Raw genomic sequence first — 22,686 nt, 5'->3', positions numbered from 1 at the left:
TAAAGTCCCGCCAGGATTTTGATTTTTTTAGTCAGCATGTTAAAATAATGAACTTTTTATTTGAGCTCTCTCCTGATGGTTTCATCATACAACATCAATGCCATTACTCTTGCAAAGCCTTTGCTCACCGGGCATGAAGTCTATCCTGACGCACTCTACACACCTCCTGACGGTGCACAAAAACCGTTTAAGCTTATTTTCAAAAAAAATAAACATGGCAATCCTCAATTTTCAAGACTGGAAATTGCCTTTAGCGCATTAGCCAGTCTCTTCATGTTGAAGAATTCAACTCCGCGAGCCAAATTGGTATTGGATGATTCGGAACGAATTGTCGGTTTGGGAATTGAGCATTTATGTTATGTTGTAGAAAACAATGCAGGACTTGGTCGTCGCTTTTATTTTTTGGATCCATCAGGTTCATTAAGCCAATTAAGAAAAACATCAGTACAATCCGCAGTTCAGATACCCCTTTATTTTCTCGATAAATTACCATCGACTTTTTTTCAATCATTAGTGACCGCTCATCAATCAGGCACGCTCAGCATTGATTTTGCATCATTGGCCAGCATATTTGCCAGTTCATTTACTCTCGAAGAAGATGATTTGCATAAAGGAAATTTTGGCTTTTATCTGGTTGAAGATGGCGGTAAGCCTCGGGTGGTTTTTTTTAAAATAGATCACGATTTAATGTTTGCTGACAGTATTATGTCGTTTTATGAAACAAGACTGTCCCATTACTGCAATAGCGATAATGCGTTTAATATAACTGCCAGAGATTTGCTGAATTTTCCTTACATCAGAGATTCTGCTAATTCTTATTGGCCGACAAAGCCCAGTTTGTTTCCAAATCCATGGAATAGTAAAGAATATCGTTATGAACCGGAAGTGGCATCGTTTGCGCAATTAAGACATCTGCCGGAATTTAAAAAAGCCAAGTGGCTGTCTTTTTACAAACATATTTTACTGACGGATGAATTAATCAAGACGTCTCTAACCCAATGTTTGGATGAACATAAAGCAATAGATAAAGCGCAAATTGCCCAAATAACTCAGGCAGCGGTTGCCAGACAAGCACAATTAAGAGCGGTACTTTTTTCCATCAAGGAATTTCGTCTCTTTCTCCTCAACGTAACTGCTGATGAAAAGAAGCGATTACTGGATGACATCATCCCAAAAGATGAAAAAATAGCGCCCCGATTTATTGAAAATATCGAAAATACCCTTAAAACCCACCAGGATTTGTGTCATTCCGTTGATGGAATAGATGATGGTGACACGCCGCTTCATATAGCAATTAAGCTTGGTGATTATCGTTATGAAGAAACATTACAAAAATTCGGGCATTTGATTAACGAAAAAAATAATCAAGGTAAAACGCCTTTGGATTGTGCTCTCGACAAAGTACAGCAAGTGGCAGCAGACTCTGATGACGTTCGCCAGGATATTCGTTTTACCATGCGGCATTTGTTGGAGCATGGCGCTATTAAATCAAAAGCATTTCAACATTTTAATCGTTGCGAAAAGGTAGAAGATTATAAATACCTCACCTCTTATCTGGATAGAGTGATTCAGGCCGCTTCATACCAACAGTTTAAAGACATCCTTTGCGATATTGGTGAAGATCATCGTTTCTGTTTAAAAAGTCAAAAAAATCTGGCTATTGCCTGTGTTTCCAGATATCTAAAATCTAATAGGGATAATCCTGAATTAAAAAAAATTCTGGTGCAGCTAAAACACGACATTAATGGACACTCAACTCCTTTAGAATGCGCAGGTTTGTTCTATATTAGACAGTTAAGAAGTAGATTGTGGATAGTCCGAAAAATTAGGGGATTGATGGGATGGACTACTACCCAAGGGGAAATAAATGCCCTGATTGATCGTGAACATGAGCGATTGAAACCTGAAATTAGGGAGTATTTTTCGTTTTTTACGCAAACACAACTGCCTTTACTGCAAGGCGAATTTACTCATTCAATTTTGCATATACCTCAGAGCTTTCGAATCAGTGTTTAATCATTATTTTTTCTAACGTTCCGGTTTATTTAAATCATCTTAGATTGAGAAGACCCTTACTCATCAAGGGTACTCAGGGTGACGTAAATGGGAAGCTGCAACCCGCTTGGAGGCAATTTTTTTGAATCAACCAGCGCAATACATGATTAACCCTGGGGTCTAATCATGTATTGCGCTGGCTAATTCTTGCGCTTAGAAATTAAATCTGATTTAAATTAACCCGTAAATAATTGCTGATATGGAAATGATTCCCATAACGGTAATGAAGACATTACTCATTTGATTGCCGTATTGTTTCATTGCAGGAATTCGGGAGATTGCATACATGGGCATGATAAACAACAGCAAAGCGATCACTGGTCCGCCTAATGTTTCTATCATTTTTAAAATATTGGGATTGATCGTTGCAACAAGCCAACAGGTGAGAATCATAAACAGTTCAATAATTCTCTGTAATGCGTTTTTACTGATGGTTTTGCCAGAATATTTTAGCGATTTGACGATAATACCGCTCATTCCCTCTTTAGCGCCAAGATAGTGGCCAAGAAAAGATTTTGAAATGGCAATAAACGCAATCAGGGGAGCTATATAGGCAATAATGGGCGTATTAAAGTGATTTGCGAGGTAAGACAATATGGAAATATTCTGTTGCTTGGCCTGCATTAAGTCCTGGGGTGACAAGCTAAAGACACAGCTGAATACGAAGAACATCACTGAACATACCATCATCACGTGGCTGTATTTCATAATTAATGAACTGCGTTTATCTGCATGCTTGCCGTATTGTTGTTTTTGGCTTACTGCAAATGACGAGATTATCGGGGAATGATTAAAAGAAAAAACCATAACCGGAATAATGAGCCACAGCGTCATCAACAATCCATGACCGCCATTGGCCTGCAGGGAGTTACTTTGCTGTAATATGGCATTATTCCATTGAGGAATTAAGTACAGTGACAGAAGAAATAAAACAGTCGCAAAAGGATAGACCATAAAAGACATTGATTTAACAATAATTTCCTGACCCAAACGCACTATACCCATCAATGCCAAAATCAGAATAATTGCAAGCAGGGCTCGTGGCGGTGCATTAAGCCCCAGTTGATTCACAATAAAGCTTTCTGTTGTATTGGTAATTGCTACACTGTACATCAATAAAATGGGATAAATAGCAAAGAAATATAAGGCAGTTAGCATCCTTCCGGCAAAGGGACCAAAATGCTCTTCAACAACTTCAGTAATGTCATTGTGTGGGGTCGAACCGGATAACACAAATCGGCATAATGCCCGGTGAGAATAGTAGGTCATGAGAAAAGCCAATAATGCCATGATAATCAGAGGTACTATTCCGTTTAATCCTGCGTCTATGGGAAGAAAAAGAGTGCCGGCTCCAATTGCCGTGCCATAAAGGCTTAACATCCAAACCGTATCTTGCTTGCGCCAATCTGATGATTGGTGTGTGGCCAGAGGTGAAACAACCGTTGCAGATTCATTTAAAGACATGAAAAGATCCTCATTTCATTGCACAAATTTTTTAAAAGCCGTCCTTTAATTTTGTTTAATATTAGCACTATAGATTTAATATTTTAACAATTTATCCTAAATCATATCCAAGTCCTTAAAACAAAGCAAGCAATGTTTTAGTGATATGCAGTCTGCTATGCACTGGATAAATGAGTTGTTTGAACTGCGTTTGACTGGAAACTAAGGGCTATTTATTTGTTTTGATTTTCTCTTCAGCTCCTTTTTTCATGACGATAATACTAATACGCCTGTTTTCAGGGCTTAAGGGATTGGCTTTATTCAAGAGAATGGTAGAGGAAAATCCTGAAACAGTCATGACTTTATCTTCACTCATACCCGCTTTTACCAGGGCTCTACGTGCTGCGTTTGCTCTTTGAGCGGATAATTCCCAGTTGGTGTATTCCAATTCTTCAGGATTATGGTAGGGATTGGCATCGGTGTGGCCTTGAATGGTTATTTTATTGGGCACTGCATTGAGTACTTTTACAATTTTAGTCAGTATGGGTTGAATATCGGGGTTAATTTTATCAGAACCTACATCAAACATCGGTTTTTTCTGATTGTCTATAAGCTGAATCCTAAGACCATCGGATACTACATCCATTAACAGTTGTTTTTTTAAGCCGGCAAGTGCGGGATCTTGCTCCATGCTCAGAGTAATTTGTGTTTTGAGTTCTTCAAGTTTTTTCAGCTCTACTTGTTTTGTTCCAATCAATTCGGTGTTTTGGGCAATTTTTTGTTTGTTTAATGGTTTGTCATTGGCAGAAACTTGCCCCTGTTCGCTCTCAATATTTGGGCCGCCACCTTTAACATTAATTTTTCTATTGCCTAAGCTTTCACCTCCAAACAGGGCTACCTTCATTGGTTGTTTGAAGTATTCTGATATGCCTGCTTTTTGTGCTTTGTTTAAAGAGGAAACCAGCCACATGAGTAAGAAAAAAGCCATCATCGCTGTTACGAAGTCTGCATAGGCAATTTTCCATGATCCTCCATGATGTTGATGTTTGTGCTTTTTGATTTTTCTGATGATAGGTTGGCTTGCGGATTTTTTATCCTTTTTATCTTTCTTATCACCGCTATCGTCAGTTGAATCGCTAATATCGTTTATTTCACTCATGTTCAGGCTCTAACTAGAAGGAGTTTCTGTTGTTTGTTTTGAATCAGCACCCGCTGCACCCGGTTTTGCATTTTTGATTTCATCGTTTAACTGACTAAACGAAGGTCTTTGCGATGAAAACAGCACTTTTCGACCAAATTCTACGGATATGATTGGTGGGTTATTATGCAAGCTTGCCAGAATAGTTACTTTGATGCATTGGAGCATGAGTTGCGTCTGATTTGCACGTTGTTCCATTGCAGTGGCTATGGGGCCTACAAATCCATAACCTAATAAAATACCCAAAAATGTTCCTACCAGGGCATGGGCAATTAAAACCCCTAATTCTGAAGGAGGTAAACTAATGGATTCCATGGTATGCACCACGCCCAAAACTGCGGCTACGATACCAAAAGCGGGCATTCCGTCGGCAAGCTTAGTAATGGAATTGGCAGGGATCATTTCTTCTTCATGATGAGAATCAATTTCCATATCCATTAATGCCTCCAGTTGAAAGGGTTGCATATTGGAGGTGATGATTAATCTGAGATAATCGCAAATAAATTCGATGATGTGGTGTTTGGCGAGTATTGTGGGATAGTTGCTAAAAATCGGACTTTGATGGGGATCGTCAATATCGTTCTCAAGCGACATCAAACCCTGTTGTCTGGCCTTGTTTAACAGATTATAGAGCAGGCCAAGCAAGTCTACAGACATGGTTTTTGCAGATTTTTGGCCGCGAAATACGGCAGGAAGCGCCTTAAGAACAGCTTTAATTACTGTAGTATTATTACCAACTATGAATGATCCAATTGCTGCACCGCCAATGATCAACAGTTCAAGTGGTTGAAATATTGCGGCAAGATGACCACCGGAGAGGGCGAATCCGCCAAATACACAAAGCAATATAACAATGTAACCTACAATAATTAGCATCTTTTATCATCCTGAAACGTTTCGTTATTTGCGTTTTTTCGAACACCTAACATCATCTTGTTTTTATAATCTCTTGCCCGGAAACGGACTTAATCTCAGTCAGGAACATCAGTTTAACCCTTCACGCTGTAGTGCTGCGACCAGGCAAGAACAACAGGCTCTTTTCTGGTGCCTATAATTTATTTCTCGTTTACTCCATGAACCATCCATGACTGACGATCAAGGATTGGCCGGTTAGTGCATTTGACTCAAAGGCGGCAAAAAATAATGCGGTTTGTGCAACATCGTCAGAGGTAGTAAATTCCCCATCGACTGTATTTTTTAGCATTATTTTTGTTATGACATCGTGTTCACTGATTCCTAATTCTTTGGCTTGTTCAGGAATTTGTTTTTCTACGAGCGGGGTGCGTACAAAACCAGGACAAATGACGTTTGCCCTGACCTTATGAGCTGCCCCTTCTTTAGCGACAACTCGGCACAAGCCAAGTAAACCATGTTTTGCTGTGACGTAGGGCGCTTTGAGTACGGAGGCCTCTTTGGAATGAACTGACCCAATATAGATAATGCTCCCTCCCTGATTAGCAGCGTACATATGCTTTAAGGCAGCACGAGTTGTTAAAAATGCCCCATCAAGATGAATGGCGAGCAGTTTTTTCCACTCTGCAAAGGCAAGGTTATCTACAGATTCTATGTGTTGAATCCCGGCGTTGCTTACCAGAATATCTATGCTTCCGAAACGCTCAGCTACAGCATCTATTCCATTATTGACCTGATCTTCATCGATCACATTCATGGCTAGTGCCATGGCCTGACCACCAAGAGAGTTAATTTCATCTGCGGTGCGCATTGCCCCTTCAATATTGAGATCGGCAATTGCGACTTTTGCGCCTTCTCTGGCGTAAAGCATGGCAATTTCTTTGCCTATTCCGCTGGCGGAACCAGTAACTACAGCGACCTTTTTCATCAGTCTCATGCCTGAAATCCTTGATATTTATTATTTTTATTCCAAAAGTATAGCAATGATTTTTACCTTGCTGCATGATTTGATACGATTTTTTCAGAAATACTTAACCCTGATTTATCTGATAATGAATAAATCAGGGTAATTAGGCAAAAATTTAATCTAAATGAGCATTTGTGTAATGACGAACGCCAATTAGTAATAATAGGGGCGGCCGTAATAGTAGTATTGCCGTCTGTCCTGTTCTCTGCCAACAGCATTACCGACCAATGCGCCAGCACCGGCGCCAATGGCTGTTCCTAAGCCTGTACCACCAGATACTGCATATCCTAATCCTGCTCCCAAAGCTGCACCGCCTGCTGTACCAACCTGTTCATTGGTGCAACTGACGAGCATAAAACTGGATGCGCCTAAAAGAATTAATGGTGCAATAATTTTTTTCATAGTTGACTTCCTCGTTTAATTGTCCCTCATATGCAATATTAGTACATAAATAATAAAATATGTAAAATGCATGATCAGTTAAGTCAGAAAAAAACATAAATATCGATGCCTAAGGATTGGCTGTTCAATGTATTAGGGTTGATGCAAAGACTCAGAGTCTTGATTTATCCAGTTCTGTTTTGGACAAAAAAACGGGCAAAGGTAAGGGGTGGCATTCGTTCAGTGCTTTTTTGGGTGGTACGGAGTTTATCCAGTTAATATAAATTTACTCTGCCCCTTGTTTTCCAGTAATATAAAGAGAAACTTATAATAAAAACAGAGGGCAGCATGTTTAGAGGAAGTATAGTCGCCTTGGTGACTCCCATGCAGAATGACGAAGTAGATGTCAGACAATTGCGTGATCTGGTGGAGTTTCACATTGAAATGGGAACACATGGCCTTGTGGCTGCTGGTACAACTGGTGAGGCGGGTACTTTGTCTCATGAAGAAAAACTTTTGGTCATTAAAACAGTAATAGAACAGGCTAAAGAGCGAGTTCCCGTAATTGCCGGAACGGCGATGAATGCCACTAAAGAGTGTGTCGCTTTAACGCAACAGGCTATGGAATATGGCGCTCATGCAGCGTTAATTATGACGCCTGCCTATATTAAACCTACTCAGGAAGGCTTGTATCTGCACTACAAAACTATTGCCGAGGCGGTGGCTATCCCCATCATTTTATATAATGTACCAAGTCGAACTGCGTGTGATCTCTTACCAGAAACAGTTGCCAGGCTTTCTAAAATATCCAACATCGTTGGAATTAAAGAAGCAACAGGTCAAATGACTCGTTTACAACAGACTCTTCGTTTGTCTGAAGGTCGAATAGACGTATACAGCGGGGATGATTTAACTGCGGCACAATGGATGCTGGCTGGAGCCAAAGGTGTCATATCAGTAACTGCAAATGTGGCGGCCAAATTAATGGCGAAATTGTGTGATTTGGCAATGGATGGCGATTCGGCAGCATGTTTGCGTTTGCACGAACAGTTAATGCCTTTACATGAATTATTGTTTGTTGAAGCAAATCCAATTCCTGTTAAATGGGCTTTGAGTAAAATGGGCTTGATGAGTGGACAGATCCGATTGCCGCTTACGGAATTATCCGAAACACATCATCAGGCATTGGAACAAACATTGAAAAATCTTGAGTTGATTTAATTGGGGAATGTTGTGAAAAAATTGAGTTTTATTGTTCTTGCTACTCTGGTGCTTTCTGCGTGTAACTCTCGTTATGCCAGTAATGGTGAGACGGTGTATTTACAAAGTCATAATGGAGTAAAAGTGGTTGTACCCCCTCCATTGACTCAAGCGAACATCAGTAATTTTTATAATTTACCGCCACAAAACCAGGATGCACGAGTCAGTATTGTGCCGCCCGGGGAAGATATCACCAATTCATAAGGGTTAGTTATGACACCATCAGAATCAGGCGAGTTGCAGATTGTACAGGAGTTGTCCAGGCGCATCGTGGAAGCGCAACGCAAAATCAGGATTCTTGATAGTATTAAATGGGATGATTCGGTTAGAAAAGAGTTTTTTAAAGCAAAGGGAGCAAAATTACCCGTAGTCGATAAAGCCTACTATGACAACAAGCCCTTACCTTTTGATGTTCGAGAGAAACAGGAAGAATTTCGCTTGATTCTGCGTGATGCACAGAATCAATTGGGTCAGTACTCGACTATAACCCGATTAATCAGACGTCAGTGTGAAGAGTACAGCCGAGCCACTCAAATGTTGGCGGCTCGGGGAACCCCATCGTTCAGTGAGCTGGCTATGGAGCTGTATGGGAGTCCAGATGATGTTTTTTATGCTGGCGGACCACGAATGTCTCAAATGGGAACATTACTGTTTGATGTATTGACCAATCTTAATGTGCAATTGCAATCTGAGGCTGATTTGAAGCGTCATACACCCCTGCAGGCTCAGGAGATATTACAGTCGCGCCTGGGGCATTTCTTCTCCAAACATCCGAGTAAAGTCACCGTTATGGTAAGTGATGATATGGTTGCGGATGCGTCAGCTGGTGCTGACAGCATTAAACTCAGTCAGCAAGCCATGTTTAGTGATCGTGATTTGCGCTATCTGGAAGTGCACGAGGGTTGGGTTCATGTTGGAACAACGCTTAATGGTGCCATGCAGCCTAATTGTTTTTTTCTGTCCAAGGGTTCACCTTCCAGCAGCGTGATTCAGGAAGGATTGGCGGTGATTACTGAAATTGTAACCTTTTCTTCCTATCCGGGACGCATGTTAAAGATTACCAATAGGGTAATTGCGTTAGACAAGGTGACCAAAGGAGCTGATTTTCTCGATATTTACCGCTATTTTATCGAATGTGGATTGACTGAAGAAGACAGTTATAACCAGACGGTACGAATTTTCAGAGGCAGTACGCCTACCGGTGGGCCATTTACCAAAGATTTATCCTATGCCAAGGGTTTTGTCCTGATTTATAATTACATCCGTTTTGCTATCAGTCAAAAGCGAATCGATTCTATTCCTTTGTTGTTTACTGGTAAATTGATTCTCGATGATTTGCCCTTACTGGGTGAATTAAAAGAACGAGGTATACTCACCAATCCAGTCTATCTGCCGCCTCCTTTTCAGGATTTGGCCGCACTAAGTGCCTGGATGAGTTTCTCGCTTTACTTGAACCAGTTCGATTTAAACGAAATCCAGAAAAATTTCCGCTTTTTACTGGTCTAATGGGTTTGCATTTGCCCAAGCTGGAAGGGGTAATCATGACGGCATCGAGCGTATGCTGCCCCAATTTTTGCTGGATTCGGGTAAAATGCATAGTGGGTAGCATTATAGGAACAACACGGTACAGAACTGATGAAGCACCCTCTTTTAACATTCCACACCAACCCCGTGTCACTGGCTTCAAGGGTTCTGCCATCAAAGCAAACATATCGGGGTTGAGACGGCTTTCCCCCTTGAATGCATCCTTGAGCATGAGTGAGGTTAGCCAGAATTAACCCCGTTAGCATTATTATTATTCTCATTTAAGCGCCCTTAAACTTGCTATACTTCTATCTATAAAGTTAGCGCAACTTTCTGATGATTCAAGCCTGTTGGCATAAATGATCAAAAATTTAAGGTTAAATTAACAAAATAGGCTTAAAATATAAACATAAGTGTTTATGGGGCAGATGAATGGCAAAGAATCAGGCAATCAGTCAGGCAATTAAAAATACTCAGACACAAGATGACGACAATCGTGCAAAAGGTAAGCAAGTATTAGAGGCTTTATTAAAAGCCAATCCTGATGATTTAAACGCATTCAGACAAGTCATTATTGAATCCAAAGATTATTGGCAACGCTTTTCTGATCTGCACGATGAAGGCGGTGAATCGATTTACGAAAATAATGATGAATTATTGACCCTTGAAGGCCCTCCAGACGTTAAATCCATTCGGCAAAGCGCTGCTCAGCAGCGAGTACTGATGGGATTAAAAGAGGCCGCTGATGATGTTTTGATTGCCATTCTTACTCACAATGAAGATGAATGTCGGGCTTACCTTGCCGCAAAACCTGAGTTGGGGCGCTTAAACCAGTCTCATGGGTGGTTAAACGATGAAGCATTAGCACGTAATAAATCTGTTGATATTTTGCCCGGTAAGGCCATAGAAGAAATACGTCATCAAGCACGAGATAGTTTGCTTCTCAGTCTTATTGCCAAGGTGCAAAACAAGGATAATCTCCTCAATATATTAAACGCAAAGGATGAGGAAGGTTTGCAGCGCGCTGCTCAGGCCATCAATTATCCAGAGTCAGCTTGTCCTTTTTTAACTTATCCGTTAAGTGACTCTGTGAATCAGGCTATAAATGTCCGTTTACAGGATTTAGCTCTAATCTCACTCAGAGCCGCCTCTAATCATGCCAAGCAGCACATTCATAATGCAGCGGTAGCTCGTATTTTGGTTGGTTTTACACCTGAAATTGTATTGACCTTGGAGCAGGTTGATTTAATTAACCAGGAACTGGATCAAAATGCACTAAAGAATTACGGTAGTGATTTTCACAGTTGCTCACTGTATAAAGGGATTGTTGATAAAATTAAGGAGCAATGCGGATCTGTTCATGAGGGGCAATTTTATGAAGCTTTTGGTTTAGAGCAAGATGGAACAGCATTTAAACAACCCTCTCTGATTAAGGACGCCATAGTTGCGCAGAATGATTTCAACCAATATTTGCTCAGCAGGTATTTTCTTATTAAGCCTCAAGATGCGCAGAGCGAACAGGAAAAGCGCCTTTTAGAGATTTTTTTAACTCTTGAGAAAGAGACTCGTTTGGATCCAGTAAAGGTCTTTTCTGAGTTTAAAAAAGCCCAAACGTACGCTGCGTTTGTTGAACGGATTAAGCCTAATAAAACGTCAAATCTGCCTACTCAGTTAAAAACGCTATTGCCAGCCAGCGTTTTTTATCAGATGAAGAATGAGGCACTGGAACGTAATTTGCGAAGTACCGATTCAACGACAGTTTCCAAAGCACTCGTCGATTTGGAAGGCGTTATTCATTTTGTGCACCAAAATAACGATCTGGCAACACAAACACAAAATCGTTATCAATTTATGGAATCTATAGAGCCTTATCATTTATACAATCCTGCCTTTAAAGATAAGGCTTTTAATGCTCAAGAAATGAAAACACAGTATCAGCTGCTTGCCACAGATTGTAATTTGATGGTGGAGCAATTAAGACGGGATTTAAACAGACTGAAGAGCTTACCTCGCCCCAATTTAGTTCAAGACCCAGGTTTATCAAATGAAATCACAACCAAAGCACAAGAGCTGAATCAACAATTAACCGATGAACTGGAAACGCTCAACTCTAATCTGCAATTTTATGAAAAAATGCAACAAAAACTGTCTGGAACAGACGGTATTGTGCAGGCTATTAATGACGCTCAGGACAGCAAAAAAAGCTATAAATTTTATGCTCATGGAATCATGCGCAGAATAGTGTCGCCTGATGAACTGGCTAAGTTACCTTATACATCACAACCACCAACTGGGATAAACTCCGAATCCAGTAGTGAAGAACAAGAAAAAAACGAACTGACCGATTTTATCCCCCAAGGAAAGATTGCTGCCGTTGATTATGTAAAAACCGATTACGATACGGATATGCAGACTAAAAAATTCGAGGCAGTTGGTCGGTATACTGTAGACAGATCCATATCCAGTAGAATGACCTTGAAAGAAGATAAACTGACTAAAACTCCTGGTGTGAAGTTTGAGATCATCGAATTTCCAAAACAAACGTTCCCGAATTCTGGCGAAAATTCACTAGAAGGTGCAAAGTTACAAAAAGCCAAAATGGATTTTTCATTGGCTCTTGCTGCTGAAGCTTTGGCAAGTTTTGGTACACCACCAACCAAAGAAAAACCCTTGAGACTTTACGGTGCTGACCAAGAGCAAATGCGTTATTTATGGACTGCTTTAATCATACTTGGTGAAAAAAATCCGCAAATGAATATTACTCCTGAAACAATATCGCTTGATCGTTTTGGTAACAATTCATTTGATCCGGCTAAAGAAAAGAGTTCATTTCTGGGCTTTAGTACCGGTTTTAGTAAAAATTCCTTGTATCACCAGTTTAAAGAAGAGATGAAGGCTGATAAAAAACGCATCTCCAAAGTGGATACAAAGGCAGTTGCTGCCGCTAAATCACTTAAAGACGAACTTGCTGTTTTTAGAAAAACAGCAGCAATTAACAGAACAATGGAAGGTAAGGATGAACATCCTGAATCGGGGCTAAAAAAATCATAATTTGCGGTACAGAATAAAAAAGGGGCATAAAATTGAACTCGAGACAATTGGCTATTGGAGTATTTGATTCGGGAATGGGCGGGTTGACGGTATTGAAAGCGTTACGAGCCAGTCTACCGCAAGAGACCTTCATCTATTTGGGGGATACAGCGCGTTTACCATACGGTACCAAGAGCCCAGATACGGTAAAACAATACGCCATGCAGATGGCCAAATTATTGGTAGAGCGGCAAATAAAGGCTTTGGTGATTGCTTGCAATACAGCAACCACAGCAGCCTTGCCGCATTTGCAAACCATGCTTACGGACATCCCGGTTATTGGTGTGGTAGCCCCAGGTGCCGCAGCAGCAGTTGCGGCTACTCGAAATCAACGTATTATTGTGTTGGCAACGGAAACGACCATCGCATCACAAGCATACCAGCAGCTTATTATAAAAAAATTACCGCAAGCCGTTATCAATACTCGTGCATGCAGCGTGCTGGTTGCTTTGGCAGAGGAGGGGATGGTGGATAATGCGGTAGCGAAAGAGGCTCTAAAACATTATCTGGACCAAGCCAAGGATGAAGATACGGTACTATTAGGATGTACTCATTTTCCTGTTTTTAAACCACTTCTTTCCAGCTTATTACCTAAAAAAGTTTCTATAGTTGATTCAGCGCAGGCGACTGCACAGTCCTTGCACTATGAACTAAGCAAGCAAAATTTACTGAATGACCATCCTGCCAAGGCATCTCATGTGCATTATCTGGTAACTGATTCGGTCAACCGATTTCAAAAAGTTGGTGAGATATTTTTAGGTGAACAGTTAAAGTCGGAAGATATAGAGCTGGTTGATGCCAGATAAACTTTGTATCGCTGAAATTGCTGGGAAGAAAAGAGGGTTGACCACTGGTTCTTCTCTTTTGCACACAGGCATTTTAGTGAATTTACACCACACCTGGAAGCCGAATCCATCACGAGATACAGGAGCTTGTTTATTCCTCTTTTGGCGGTCGGCTCATTAAGTTTATAACGGCTTGTTGAGCGTTTATTTTATTGTGCAGCAGAGCGTTTATTTGTTCGCAAATAGGCATTTCTATATGATGATTTTTTGCTATGGTGCAAATCTGAGCCGCATTATATTTGCCTTCAACTACCTGTCCTATTTGCTGTTCTGCTTTATCTATAGCGACATGATTACCCAATAAGAGACCAAAACGTCTGTTCCTGGATTGATCGTCCGTGCAGGTTAACACCAAATCGCCCACACCGGCCAGACCGATAAAGGTTTCCTGTTTTGCTCCCAAACTAAGTCCTAAACGGCTCATTTCTGCCAAGCCCCGGGTGATTAGTGCCGCTTTAGCATTGGAGCCATAACCCAGGCCGTCACTTATTCCACAGGCAATAGCCAGAATATTTTTAACTGCGCCACACAATTGCACGCCAATGAGATCATCGCTGAGATAGACGCGAATGTTGTCATGATGCAACAGTTCATGAATGTGCTTCTGATAGGGCGTATTGTTACACGCTACAGTAAGTACTGTGGGTAAAAAATTAGCTACTTCTTTGGCAAAAGAAGGGCCCGCAATCACGGCAACAGGATAATCAGAACCAAAGCGGCTGGCAACCAGTTCACTCAATAACTGGTGACTTAACGGATCAACTCCTTTAGTCAGCCAAGCCAAGCCTTTAGGAGCCGGATCAATCTGCTTGAGCAGCTCTGCGAAAGCATGTGACGGGACTGCAATAATCACATCATCAGCTTTCTTGAGGCATTGGTGTAAATCAGCCTCAGGCTCAAGCAAATCAGGAAATGTTATGCCTGGTAAATAATGGGCATTACTGCGTTGCGATTTCATCAGCGCAACATGCTGTGGGTTATGCCCCCACAGCACTACAGAATGTCCTGATTTGGCTAAATGAATTGCAACCGCAGTACCCCAGGAACCGGCACCCAGCATGGCAATGGTCTTTTTTTTCATCGTTTAGTGCGACATTGCTTCTTGAGCGCTGCCTTCTTTTTGTTTCTCGGCAAGTTGTTGCATGTACAGCGCATCAAAATTAATGGGTGCCAGAACCAGTTGAGGGAAGCTGCCACGAATCACTTGCGAGGTGATGGCTTCGCGTGCATAAGGATACAAAATATTGGGACAGAAGCTGTTTAACAGGTGATCCAGCTGGTTTTCTGGTGCGCCTTGAATTGTGAAAATACCGGCTTGTTTCACTTCCACAAGAAATGCAGTTGTTTTCTGATTGGCAACAGTAGCGGTAACTGTTAACACCACTTCATAAACGCCTTCTTCCAGTTTGGTATTGGATGTGTTGATATCAAGATTCAGTTCGGGTTCCCATTGTTGTTGAAATACGGCTGGGGTATTGGGAGTTTCGTAGGATAAATCTTTAACATAGATTCGTTGAATCATGAATTGGGCTTCTTCGTTTTGTTGGGCATTATTGAGTTGTTCAGTCATAAGATTTCTATCCTTTTAAAAGTTGATTCAAGGTTCCCTGGGCTTCCAGGGCATACAAATCATCGCAGCCACCAATTGCTTGGCCATTAATGAAAATTTGCGGCACAGTGCGCCGGCCGCTTTTAATTACCATTTCGTCACGCAATTCGGGATGGATATCGACACGAATTTCGGTGAAACTGATTTTTTTCTGGTTCAGTAAGGCCTTGGCTTTGATGCAGTAGGGACAAAACTCCGTACTGTAGACTATTACTTCTGCCATAAAGTTACCCTTTGCCTTTAACTAATGGCAGAGCAGCGTTTTGCCACGCAGCAATCCCGCCACCTAATACCATGGGTTGGTATCCCAGGGCGCTGATTTTTGTGGCCACAGAAGGGGATTGCAAGCCACGAGCGCAAACCAGAATTATTTTTTTGCTTTTGTATTTATTCATCTTTGGCTGTTCAAAATCTTCGGCAGTACAGTTGATGGAATCGATGATATGGCCGTTTTTAAATGATTCTTTATCACGCAAATCCAATACTATCGCATCGTCATTATTAATGACATCAACAGCCGATTGGGGTGTCAGTTCTTTTGCTTTCTTTTTTTGGGAGATCCATTCGTTGATCAGAATTAACAGCAGTACCGTGATAAACGCCAGCCAAAGTTGCCAGTGATTTGCAATAAATTGTCCTAAATGTTCCATAGAGTACCCAAGATATTTGTTTTAATTGGCGAATTATCCTCAGATTAGTTGCTTAACGCAAGTCATCAAGCCTTTTTGGGGTCTAATCTTCCAGTTTATTTTTTTTTAGCAACACGTAAACGGCTCCATTGCCCCCATCTTTGGCTAATGCGCTATGAAAAGCCAGCACTTCGTCAAATTGTGGCAACCACCTGTTGATTAAATTTTTAATGACTGGCGGCGCTCCGAGATGCCCGCCTTTACCGTGGATAATCAAAAGACAGCGTTTGTTTTGTTCTTTTTGGTTATGAATGAATTGACAGAGTGCTTTTCTTGCCTCTTCAGTCTGTAAGCCATGCAGATCCAAGCGAGCTTCCCAGGCAATGGCGCCATTTTTCAAGTGGCGCAAACGAGACTGGGTAATGCTGGGGTGGGCATAGGATAATACCGAATGGGAATGAACCGTTTCACTGATGAAGTCGGATAAATGATAAGAAGCCGTTGGCTGAGGTGTTCTGGTTTGCTTGTTCATTCGCCGAATTGGGGGTGGCGTTGAGGTAATTTTTACCTTTTTGGTTTTTTCCGCCAATGGTTTCACGGCTCGCATGTGCTCACGAAAAAGCGCTTTGTCCTCATCGGACATGAAATCATCTGCCATATCGATTGTGGGGCATTGTTAAATAGACTCAAAGTATAACTTAGGTTATGACATATATTCTAACATAGAGTACAATTTGTTTTTATTCTCTGATGGATATACATTAAGGACTTAAATATTTATGAGCAGTTACATCATTAAAGAAACACAAGAGCTGGTCAGTATCCTGGATTTTTTACGTTTTAGTTTGTCTTGTGCGATTGAGGCGAACCTGTATTATGGGCACGGTACTGATAATGCTTGGGATGACATGCGTTCTTTGATTTTAAGGAGCTTGTATTTGCCCTACGACATCGATCCTGCTTTACTCAATGCACGATTAACGACTGCTGAAAAAAAACACCTTTGTCAACAGCTGGACAAGCGCATTAATCAACGAGTACCAGTGCCTTATCTCATAAAAGAAGCCCGTTTTTGTGATATGCCCTTTTATGTTGATGAACGTGTTCTGATTCCACGTTCACCCATTGCCGAGTTGATTCATAATCAATTTTCACCATGGATAGAGGCCGATGAGGTTCATCACGTTCTGGATTTATGCACTGGCAGTGGGTGTATTGCTATTGCTTGCTGCTATGCTTTTCCTGATGCGCTGGTTGATGCTGTAGATATTTCTTCTGAAGCGCTTGCAGTGGCTGCTATCAACAGTGAGCGTTTGGGTGTAGACGATCAATTGACTTTGATTGAGTCTGATTGTTTTTCTAAAGTTCCTGCGAAAAAATATGATGTCATTGTGAGTAATCCCCCTTATGTGGGTAAAGAAGAGATGCAAACCTTGCCTGATGAATACCGCCATGAACCCGTGCTGGCTCTGGAAACGGGTAATAATGGTTTGGCTATTGTTGAAAAAATTCTCAAAAATGCCCATGCTTATCTAAGTGATCATGGGATACTGATTGTAGAAGTAGGAAACAGTGAGGAGTTGTTAAGTGAAACATATCCTGATGTTCCGTTCATGTGGCTTGAAATGAGCACCGGCGGTCAGGGGATATTTTTATTAACCAAAAAACAGTTGGATGAATTTTTTAACTAAGCGAGTACTTTATGTCGGGTAATACTTTTGGCACTTTATTCAAAGTGACTACTTTTGGCGAGAGCCATGGTCCTGCTATAGGATGTATTGTCGATGGGTGTCCACCCGGTATGCCGCTTAAGGAAGAAGATATTCAGCCTTTTTTGGATAAACGCAAACCCGGTCAGTCCAAATACACAACCCAACGCCGGGAGGATGATAAAGTACAGATTCTCTCTGGAGTTTTTGAGGGAATAACTACCGGTGTTCCTATTGCACTTTTGATTGAAAATTCCGATCAACGCTCCAGTGATTATGATGAGATTAAGGATTTATTTCGCCCCGGTCATGCTGATTATACCTATCTTTACAAATACGGTCACAGAGATTATCGTGGCGGAGGAAGAGCTTCGGCTCGAGAAACCGCAGCCAGAGTTGCAGCGGGAGCTATCGCTCGTTTGTATTTACGCCGTACTTTAAACCTCGAGATAGTCGGTTATTTGCAGCAAATGGGAGATATACTAATTTCTTTTGAAGATGAAGCCGAAATCAACAAAAATCCTTTTTTCTGTCCCAATAAAAACCAAATTCAAGAATTAGCGGATTACATAGTACAACTTAGACGTCAAGGCGATTCCGTAGGTGCCCGTGTTAATGTGTTTGCCAGAGGGGTGCCTGTAGGTTTGGGCGATCCGGTATTTGATAAGCTTGATGCTACTCTGGCTTATGCCATGATGTCTATTAATGCAGTTAAAGGAGTGGAGATTGGCGCAGGATTTGCGGCGGTAGAACAACTTGGCAGTGTTCATAGAGATGAGATGTCCCAGCAAGGATTTTTAAGTAATCATGCCGGAGGCATTTTGGGCGGAATTTCTACTGGTCAGTTGCTGGAAGTCAGTATGGCGCTTAAACCTACCTCAAGTATTACTGCCCCTGGCAAAACAGTAAATTTATTAGGTGAAGAGGTTACTGTTGTTACCAAAGGCAGACATGATCCATGTGTTGGCATAAGAGCAGTGCCCATTGCCGAGGCCATGATGGCTTTAGTGTTGATGGATCATTATCTCAGGCATAAAGCGCAATGCAGCTGAGTGTAAATTAAAACAGAAAAAAGACTTGAAATCGTTACATGAAATAAAGAGGCAATAATAATGAGCAGACAATTAAATATCGCAATAGTCGGTGCCACAGGTGCTGTAGGAGAAACTTTTTTAACCGTGTTGGAAGAGCGAAAATTCCCCATCAAGACACTCTACCCTTTGGCCAGTTCTCGCTCAGTAGGTAAAACGGTTACCTTCAAAAATCAGCAGTTGGATGTGCTGGATTTAGCTGAATTTGATTTTAGCAAAGCGGATATTGCTCTTTTTTCTGCGGGAGGGTCTGTGTCCAAAGACTATGCTCCCAAAGCCGTGGCGGCAGGTTGTATTGTTGTAGACAATACCTCTTGTTTCCGTTACGAAGACGACATTCCGCTGGTCGTTCCTGAAGTCAATGCGCATCGTATCGCCGATTATAAAAAACGAGGCATTATTGCCAATCCTAATTGTTCAACCATTCAAATGGTTGTTGCCCTGAAGCCTTTGTACGATGCAGCAGGAATTACTCGCATTAACGTTGCAACGTATCAATCCGTATCCGGTACCGGAAAAAAAGCCATTTCAGAACTGGTGGCTCAGGTAAGCGAACTGTTAAACGGCCGGCCAGCAAAAAGCACGGTTTATCCAGAACAAATTGCATTTAATGCCTTACCACACATCGATCAGTTTGAAGACAACGGCTACACTCGTGAAGAAATGAAAATGGTCTGGGAAACTCGCAAAATATTGGAAGATGAACACATAATGGTTAACCCTACGGCAGTTCGTGTTCCAGTGCTGTACGGACATTCCGAAGCGGTTCACGTGGAGTTAAAAAAACCCTTGACGGCAGATGAGGCTCGTTCTCTTTTGGCGAAAGCGCCTGGGATTAAAGTGGTAGATAATACCGCCAAAGCCAGTTACCCTACCGTGATAAAAAATGCGGTTGGTCATGATGAGGTATTTGTCGGTCGAATCAGGCAGGATATATCCCATCCCTGTGGGCTGAATTTATGGGTAGTTGCAGATAATATACGCAAAGGTGCGGCAACCAATGCAGTACAAATTGCAGAAATTTTGCAAAGAGAGTATTTATAGCCTTCGTCAATATCGAACCGCATCTTTTTTTGGTGCCTTCATGATGCGATACATCATCTCTTAAAGTGGTACAGTACATTTTGGGGATGATGTTTCGTTCTGGTTCACTGTCTTTGGAATGGCTTTCTGGGAATAAGTGCCAGGAATCATGATTATGTTTGACTGCAATTACCAAAAAAAAGCACTACTTTGCATAACCTAAGTTATACTTTGAGTATCATTATTTAATGTGTTAAGAAATGGCTGATAAATATTTTTTGTCTGACGACATAGCAGATCCTGTTTTTTCAGATACTACCTTGTCTTATGTTAGACCAGGTGTTACTGATAAACGCATTCGGGATTTGAAAAATGGCGCCTTCAAATGGGATGCCAGACTCGATGTGCGTGGCTTAAAAACAGAGGCTGCTCGTGACGCACTAAGCCAATTTATTACCGATCAACTGCGTAAAAACCATTACTGTGTTTTAATCATTCATGATAAAGAAGGTCCCAGAAATACTCCTCCTTTAACCAAAAATCTAATGAACTGCTGGCTGCCTCAGATTGCTGACGTTATTGCTTTTCATAGCGCAAAACCTGAAGATGGGGGAACTGGAGCGGTTTATGTTGTGCTTAAAAAAGCAACCCAACCGCCAATTCGCCAACCCAAAGCTACAGGCAATAGTTCTTTTCTGGTAGCAGAAACCAAAGCTATGGAACGTAAAAGGCGACTTGCTGAACAGCAGGGTGAGCGGCAACTTGCCCCCGTCATTGCTCGTGAACATTCTGATGTGGAACATCAGGCAAGTCCTGAAGGGGAATTACAAAACACCATTTTGCAACATCCTGTACTGGATAGTCAGCGTTTTGATGGTATTGATCCTAACTTGAATCCTGAACCTCCTTTAAATTCTGAGGCTCGTCGTGAATTTGACAATGAACGGAGAGAACAGGAAAAAGAAAAACAACTTCGTTTGGGTAATATGCCTAAATTTACAACAGCTCCGACGCCACGGGGGCCTTAAATGACCATTGCCAATGACATTATTAACCATAGAATGCCTGAATTTGAAGCCTATCTCAGACAAGGTGACTCTTTGGATGATATTGATGAATATGGTTTTACCCCTTTAATTGAATGCGCCATTACTCGTCAGATTAAAATTGCTGAACAATTGATCGCCCGAAAAGTTGACGTGAATAAATCCGATGTTACTGGACGTACACCTTTGCATTGGGCTATAGACAATAACGATTTGGAAATGGCTCGATTGTTGTTGAATCATGGGGCTGATTCTAATGCCTATACTCGTAATGGACTTTCAGTTTTGGTTTATCCAGTCCTGCGCGGGCAGGATCCTCTGAAACAGCTGTTGTATCATCATGGCGCCAAACTTGATTTTGCCCTCGATTTTATTAACGCAAAACTGTTGGGGCATCGTTTCGAGTTGCAGGGCGATGTGGATATTGTTAATGCCAAAGGCGAATTTATTGAGTTGGATTATGAGGGATTTATCCTTGAATTTACCGTAGCGGTGGTAAAAGATTCGCTACGCCGATTTATTAGCAGTTATTCTACACGACATTTACGTGACTATTTTCCTGCTATACACCGCATCATGGATGCATTTGGTACAGCAGCAGAACTGTTACAATTTCAGCATCAGCCAAAACTCCAGGACGTTCATTTGAAACGAATCAGTGAGTTATTACGCTCTCCTATGTTGATTCTTCCCGCAGCAAGCCGAGGGCATGCTTTTTGTTTTATTCGTTACCATCAATGGTGGGCCAAGATAGACAGGGGAGAAAACAGTTTAAAAGAAGGAAGCGTTACCATTTACAGGCTAACCAGGCCAGATGCTTTGACCGTTCAATTCATCCAGGATTTTTTATATAAAAAACAAAACAGAAGATATTTTCATCACGTGATCAATCAACAACTGGGGTTATTGCCCATTGCGCAAATGCCCATAAGTTCGCAAATAAGCGGTAATTGTTCCTGGGCTAATGTTCAGGCTGTGGTTCCTGTAGCCTATGCCATGCAGGAAATGACTACAGCAGAAGCGTTTAATCCCGAATTATCCTTGCATTTGTATGACGAATGGGTCGAGTGGGATAAAGACAGAGCTTTGGATGAGTGCATTCAACGTTTTTATATAGCCAGCCCGGAACGTAAAGCAAGCATAGCCGCAATGTTGGGTGGGGTTCTTTTTCAGGCTTGTGACCATAAGAACAAAGACCATTTGGATAGGGCGGAAAAAATATTAAATATTTTAACCTTACCCGATTATTATTACGTACTAAAAAGCTATCTGGACGAATACTGTATTAAAAGATTAACCCGCAAAGGAAATAATTTATTGAAAATTCTGGATGATTGCGGTGTTAATCCGAACATAGGCGTCAATCCTGTAGCTACAGATTGACCGTAACAGTGGTACAGACCTTCTCATTAAATGCAATGCCATTATCACTCATGTAGGCTATTTCTTTGGCCATTTGTTCCTGGCTAGGAACGAAAAAATGCGGATTTTTTGCAATTAATTGTTTTACTTTGCTGGAATGGGTGTAATGCTTCAAATTATGCTTGAATAGAGCATGACCTGCCTTTGGTGTTTTCGGCTTGAACAAGCCGAGCTTGGGTAAACCGTCAAGCTTATCAAAATCTGCTATGGTAGGATAAAGCTGGAAATCTACCCCGTCTACGGCAATAGATACGGCAGGGTAATAATAAGTCGGTTGATTCCATTCCTGTTGAATTCCTATATGGTACGATTTACCGTCTAATGTATGGTATGTGAGGTACATTGCGATTCTTGCGTTTGTTTTTATGAGTGATATTTTAACCTATTTGCGGCTTATTGTGATTTTTTTTTGTGGTTCATGTTTTAAAAGTCTACTTTGACGTTCTGCGGTAACTCCCCGGTCATCCCTAACCCTCGCAGCT

Annotated in this window: 23 protein-coding genes; 11 read left to right on the top strand and 12 right to left on the bottom strand. The window is 41.4% G+C overall.

The window, feature by feature from the left end:
* The first annotated feature begins 75 nt into the window (after positions 1 to 75).
* Complete coding sequence (gene ankK, locus Lwor_RS04975; RefSeq protein WP_058492803.1) at positions 76 to 2,016, top strand: Dot/Icm T4SS effector AnkK/LegA5; 1,941 nt, start codon at positions 76 to 78, stop codon at positions 2,014 to 2,016.
* Between the two features lie 210 nt (positions 2,017 to 2,226).
* Here ankK and Lwor_RS04970 read toward each other — a convergent pair whose 3' ends face one another.
* The 5 genes from Lwor_RS04970 to Lwor_RS04950 form a co-directional block, all read right to left on the bottom strand.
* Complete coding sequence (locus Lwor_RS04970) at positions 2,227 to 3,519, bottom strand: serine/threonine transporter (RefSeq protein WP_058492802.1); 1,293 nt, start codon at positions 3,517 to 3,519, stop codon at positions 2,227 to 2,229.
* 208 nt (positions 3,520 to 3,727) lie between these two features.
* Positions 3,728 to 4,657 carry a flagellar motor protein MotB gene (motB, locus tag Lwor_RS04965; RefSeq protein ID WP_065235839.1) on the bottom strand — a complete coding sequence of 310 codons (930 nt, stop codon included), beginning with the start codon at positions 4,655 to 4,657 and terminating at the stop codon, positions 3,728 to 3,730.
* Positions 4,658 to 4,666: 9 nt separating this feature from the next.
* Positions 4,667 to 5,572: a flagellar motor stator protein MotA gene (gene motA / locus Lwor_RS04960; protein WP_058492801.1), complete on the bottom strand. Its 906-nt coding sequence runs from the start codon at positions 5,570 to 5,572 to the stop codon at positions 4,667 to 4,669.
* Between the two features lie 190 nt (positions 5,573 to 5,762).
* Positions 5,763 to 6,545: a 3-hydroxybutyrate dehydrogenase gene (locus tag Lwor_RS04955; protein WP_058492800.1), complete on the bottom strand. Its 783-nt coding sequence runs from the start codon at positions 6,543 to 6,545 to the stop codon at positions 5,763 to 5,765.
* A gap of 183 nt (positions 6,546 to 6,728) precedes the next feature.
* The gene (locus tag Lwor_RS04950) at positions 6,729 to 6,977 is read right to left on the bottom strand and encodes a glycine zipper domain-containing protein (RefSeq protein WP_058492799.1); all 249 of its coding nucleotides are present in this window, start codon (positions 6,975 to 6,977) and stop codon (positions 6,729 to 6,731) included.
* Between the two features lie 327 nt (positions 6,978 to 7,304).
* On the opposite strand from Lwor_RS04950, the gene dapA reads away from it, so the two are divergent.
* From dapA to Lwor_RS04935, 3 genes are read left to right on the top strand one after another with little or no spacing between them, the layout of a single operon-like run.
* Positions 7,305 to 8,177: a 4-hydroxy-tetrahydrodipicolinate synthase gene (gene dapA, locus Lwor_RS04945; protein ID WP_058492798.1), complete on the top strand. Its 873-nt coding sequence runs from the start codon at positions 7,305 to 7,307 to the stop codon at positions 8,175 to 8,177.
* Between the two features lie 12 nt (positions 8,178 to 8,189).
* Positions 8,190 to 8,420 (top strand): hypothetical protein, encoded by a 231-nt coding sequence (locus Lwor_RS04940; RefSeq protein ID WP_058492797.1) that lies wholly within the window; start codon positions 8,190 to 8,192, stop codon positions 8,418 to 8,420.
* Between the two features lie 9 nt (positions 8,421 to 8,429).
* The gene (locus Lwor_RS04935) at positions 8,430 to 9,722 is read left to right on the top strand and encodes a flavohemoglobin expression-modulating QEGLA motif protein (RefSeq protein ID WP_058492796.1); all 1,293 of its coding nucleotides are present in this window, start codon (positions 8,430 to 8,432) and stop codon (positions 9,720 to 9,722) included.
* Here the strand turns inward: Lwor_RS04935 and Lwor_RS04930 are convergent.
* Positions 9,719 to 10,021: a hypothetical protein gene (locus Lwor_RS04930; protein WP_058492795.1), complete on the bottom strand. Its 303-nt coding sequence runs from the start codon at positions 10,019 to 10,021 to the stop codon at positions 9,719 to 9,721. The genes Lwor_RS04935 and Lwor_RS04930 overlap by 4 nt on opposite strands.
* Positions 10,022 to 10,172: 151 nt before the next feature.
* On the opposite strand from Lwor_RS04930, the gene Lwor_RS04925 reads away from it, so the two are divergent.
* Together Lwor_RS04925 and murI are read left to right on the top strand one after the other, a co-directional pair.
* A complete protein-coding gene (locus Lwor_RS04925; RefSeq protein WP_058492794.1) occupies positions 10,173 to 12,791 on the top strand; it encodes a hypothetical protein in 2,619 nt (872 codons plus the stop codon).
* 32 nt (positions 12,792 to 12,823) lie between these two features.
* Positions 12,824 to 13,636 (top strand): glutamate racemase, encoded by an 813-nt coding sequence (gene murI / locus Lwor_RS04920; protein WP_058492793.1) that lies wholly within the window; start codon positions 12,824 to 12,826, stop codon positions 13,634 to 13,636.
* A 130-nt stretch (positions 13,637 to 13,766) separates the two neighbouring features.
* Here murI and Lwor_RS04915 read toward each other — a convergent pair whose 3' ends face one another.
* The 5 genes from Lwor_RS04915 to Lwor_RS04895 form a co-directional block, all read right to left on the bottom strand.
* Positions 13,767 to 14,756 (bottom strand): NAD(P)H-dependent glycerol-3-phosphate dehydrogenase, encoded by a 990-nt coding sequence (locus Lwor_RS04915; protein WP_058492792.1) that lies wholly within the window; start codon positions 14,754 to 14,756, stop codon positions 13,767 to 13,769.
* A 3-nt stretch (positions 14,757 to 14,759) separates the two neighbouring features.
* Positions 14,760 to 15,245, bottom strand: coding sequence for a protein-export chaperone SecB (gene secB, locus Lwor_RS04910; RefSeq protein WP_058492791.1), 486 nt, complete (start codon positions 15,243 to 15,245; stop codon positions 14,760 to 14,762).
* 7 nt (positions 15,246 to 15,252) lie between these two features.
* A complete protein-coding gene (gene grxC, locus Lwor_RS04905; protein ID WP_058492790.1) occupies positions 15,253 to 15,507 on the bottom strand; it encodes a glutaredoxin 3 in 255 nt (84 codons plus the stop codon).
* A gap of 4 nt (positions 15,508 to 15,511) precedes the next feature.
* Positions 15,512 to 15,934: a rhodanese-like domain-containing protein gene (locus Lwor_RS04900; protein ID WP_058492789.1), complete on the bottom strand. Its 423-nt coding sequence runs from the start codon at positions 15,932 to 15,934 to the stop codon at positions 15,512 to 15,514.
* Between the two features lie 82 nt (positions 15,935 to 16,016).
* Positions 16,017 to 16,571, bottom strand: coding sequence for a Smr/MutS family protein (locus tag Lwor_RS04895; RefSeq protein WP_058492788.1), 555 nt, complete (start codon positions 16,569 to 16,571; stop codon positions 16,017 to 16,019).
* Positions 16,572 to 16,692: 121 nt separating this feature from the next.
* Between Lwor_RS04895 and prmB the strand changes: the two genes are divergently transcribed.
* The 5 genes from prmB (at position 16,693) to ankH (ending at position 22,165) form a co-directional block, all read left to right on the top strand.
* Positions 16,693 to 17,604, top strand: coding sequence for a 50S ribosomal protein L3 N(5)-glutamine methyltransferase (gene prmB, locus Lwor_RS04890; RefSeq protein ID WP_058492787.1), 912 nt, complete (start codon positions 16,693 to 16,695; stop codon positions 17,602 to 17,604).
* Positions 17,605 to 17,615: 11 nt separating this feature from the next.
* Positions 17,616 to 18,674 (top strand): chorismate synthase, encoded by a 1,059-nt coding sequence (gene aroC, locus Lwor_RS04885; protein ID WP_058492786.1) that lies wholly within the window; start codon positions 17,616 to 17,618, stop codon positions 18,672 to 18,674.
* A 60-nt stretch (positions 18,675 to 18,734) separates the two neighbouring features.
* Positions 18,735 to 19,757 carry an aspartate-semialdehyde dehydrogenase gene (locus Lwor_RS04880; RefSeq protein WP_058492785.1) on the top strand — a complete coding sequence of 341 codons (1,023 nt, stop codon included), beginning with the start codon at positions 18,735 to 18,737 and terminating at the stop codon, positions 19,755 to 19,757.
* A gap of 239 nt (positions 19,758 to 19,996) precedes the next feature.
* On the top strand, positions 19,997 to 20,764 hold the full coding sequence (locus Lwor_RS04875; protein WP_058492784.1) for a Smr/MutS family protein: 768 nt from the start codon (positions 19,997 to 19,999) through the stop codon (positions 20,762 to 20,764).
* Positions 20,765 to 22,165: a Dot/Icm T4SS effector AnkH/LegA3 gene (gene ankH, locus Lwor_RS04870; protein WP_058492783.1), complete on the top strand. Its 1,401-nt coding sequence runs from the start codon at positions 20,765 to 20,767 to the stop codon at positions 22,163 to 22,165.
* Here the strand turns inward: ankH and Lwor_RS04865 are convergent.
* A complete protein-coding gene (locus tag Lwor_RS04865; RefSeq protein WP_058492782.1) occupies positions 22,155 to 22,547 on the bottom strand; it encodes a hypothetical protein in 393 nt (130 codons plus the stop codon). The two genes, ankH and Lwor_RS04865, sit on opposite strands and share 11 nt — an antisense overlap.
* Positions 22,548 to 22,686: the final 139 nt, after the last annotated feature.

Origin of the sequence: Legionella worsleiensis (genome assembly GCF_001467535.1) — a bacterium.
In the GTDB taxonomy this organism is placed as follows: Bacteria; Pseudomonadota; Gammaproteobacteria; order Legionellales; family Legionellaceae; genus Legionella; species Legionella worsleiensis.
Note: the sequence above shows the minus strand (reverse complement) of the source record. Positions and strands in the feature narration are given on the sequence as shown.

Excerpts from the sequence above, each read along its gene's own strand:
- Lwor_RS04970 (WP_058492802.1), bottom strand. The coding sequence starts at position 3,519 with ATGTCTTTAAATGAATCTGCAACGGTTGTTTCACCTCTGGCCACACAC.
- ankH (WP_058492783.1), top strand. The coding sequence starts at position 20,765 with ATGACCATTGCCAATGACATTATTAACCATAGAATGCCTGAATTTGAA.
- dapA (WP_058492798.1), top strand. The coding sequence starts at position 7,305 with ATGTTTAGAGGAAGTATAGTCGCCTTGGTGACTCCCATGCAGAATGAC.
- Lwor_RS04915 (WP_058492792.1), bottom strand. The coding sequence starts at position 14,756 with ATGAAAAAAAAGACCATTGCCATGCTGGGTGCCGGTTCCTGGGGTACT.
- Lwor_RS04930 (WP_058492795.1), bottom strand. The coding sequence starts at position 10,021 with ATGAGAATAATAATAATGCTAACGGGGTTAATTCTGGCTAACCTCACT.
- Lwor_RS04880 (WP_058492785.1), top strand. The coding sequence starts at position 18,735 with ATGAGCAGACAATTAAATATCGCAATAGTCGGTGCCACAGGTGCTGTA.
- Lwor_RS04900 (WP_058492789.1), bottom strand. The coding sequence starts at position 15,934 with ATGGAACATTTAGGACAATTTATTGCAAATCACTGGCAACTTTGGCTG.
- Lwor_RS04935 (WP_058492796.1), top strand. The coding sequence starts at position 8,430 with ATGACACCATCAGAATCAGGCGAGTTGCAGATTGTACAGGAGTTGTCC.
- grxC (WP_058492790.1), bottom strand. The coding sequence starts at position 15,507 with ATGGCAGAAGTAATAGTCTACAGTACGGAGTTTTGTCCCTACTGCATC.
- Lwor_RS04950 (WP_058492799.1), bottom strand. The coding sequence starts at position 6,977 with ATGAAAAAAATTATTGCACCATTAATTCTTTTAGGCGCATCCAGTTTT.
- motA (WP_058492801.1), bottom strand. The coding sequence starts at position 5,572 with ATGCTAATTATTGTAGGTTACATTGTTATATTGCTTTGTGTATTTGGC.
- secB (WP_058492791.1), bottom strand. The coding sequence starts at position 15,245 with ATGACTGAACAACTCAATAATGCCCAACAAAACGAAGAAGCCCAATTC.
- motB (WP_065235839.1), bottom strand. The coding sequence starts at position 4,657 with ATGAGTGAAATAAACGATATTAGCGATTCAACTGACGATAGCGGTGAT.
- Lwor_RS04865 (WP_058492782.1), bottom strand. The coding sequence starts at position 22,547 with ATGTACCTCACATACCATACATTAGACGGTAAATCGTACCATATAGGA.
- Lwor_RS04895 (WP_058492788.1), bottom strand. The coding sequence starts at position 16,571 with ATGGCAGATGATTTCATGTCCGATGAGGACAAAGCGCTTTTTCGTGAG.
- prmB (WP_058492787.1), top strand. The coding sequence starts at position 16,693 with ATGAGCAGTTACATCATTAAAGAAACACAAGAGCTGGTCAGTATCCTG.
- ankK (WP_058492803.1), top strand. The coding sequence starts at position 76 with ATGGTTTCATCATACAACATCAATGCCATTACTCTTGCAAAGCCTTTG.
- Lwor_RS04875 (WP_058492784.1), top strand. The coding sequence starts at position 19,997 with ATGGCTGATAAATATTTTTTGTCTGACGACATAGCAGATCCTGTTTTT.
- Lwor_RS04955 (WP_058492800.1), bottom strand. The coding sequence starts at position 6,545 with ATGAGACTGATGAAAAAGGTCGCTGTAGTTACTGGTTCCGCCAGCGGA.
- aroC (WP_058492786.1), top strand. The coding sequence starts at position 17,616 with ATGTCGGGTAATACTTTTGGCACTTTATTCAAAGTGACTACTTTTGGC.
- Lwor_RS04925 (WP_058492794.1), top strand. The coding sequence starts at position 10,173 with ATGGCAAAGAATCAGGCAATCAGTCAGGCAATTAAAAATACTCAGACA.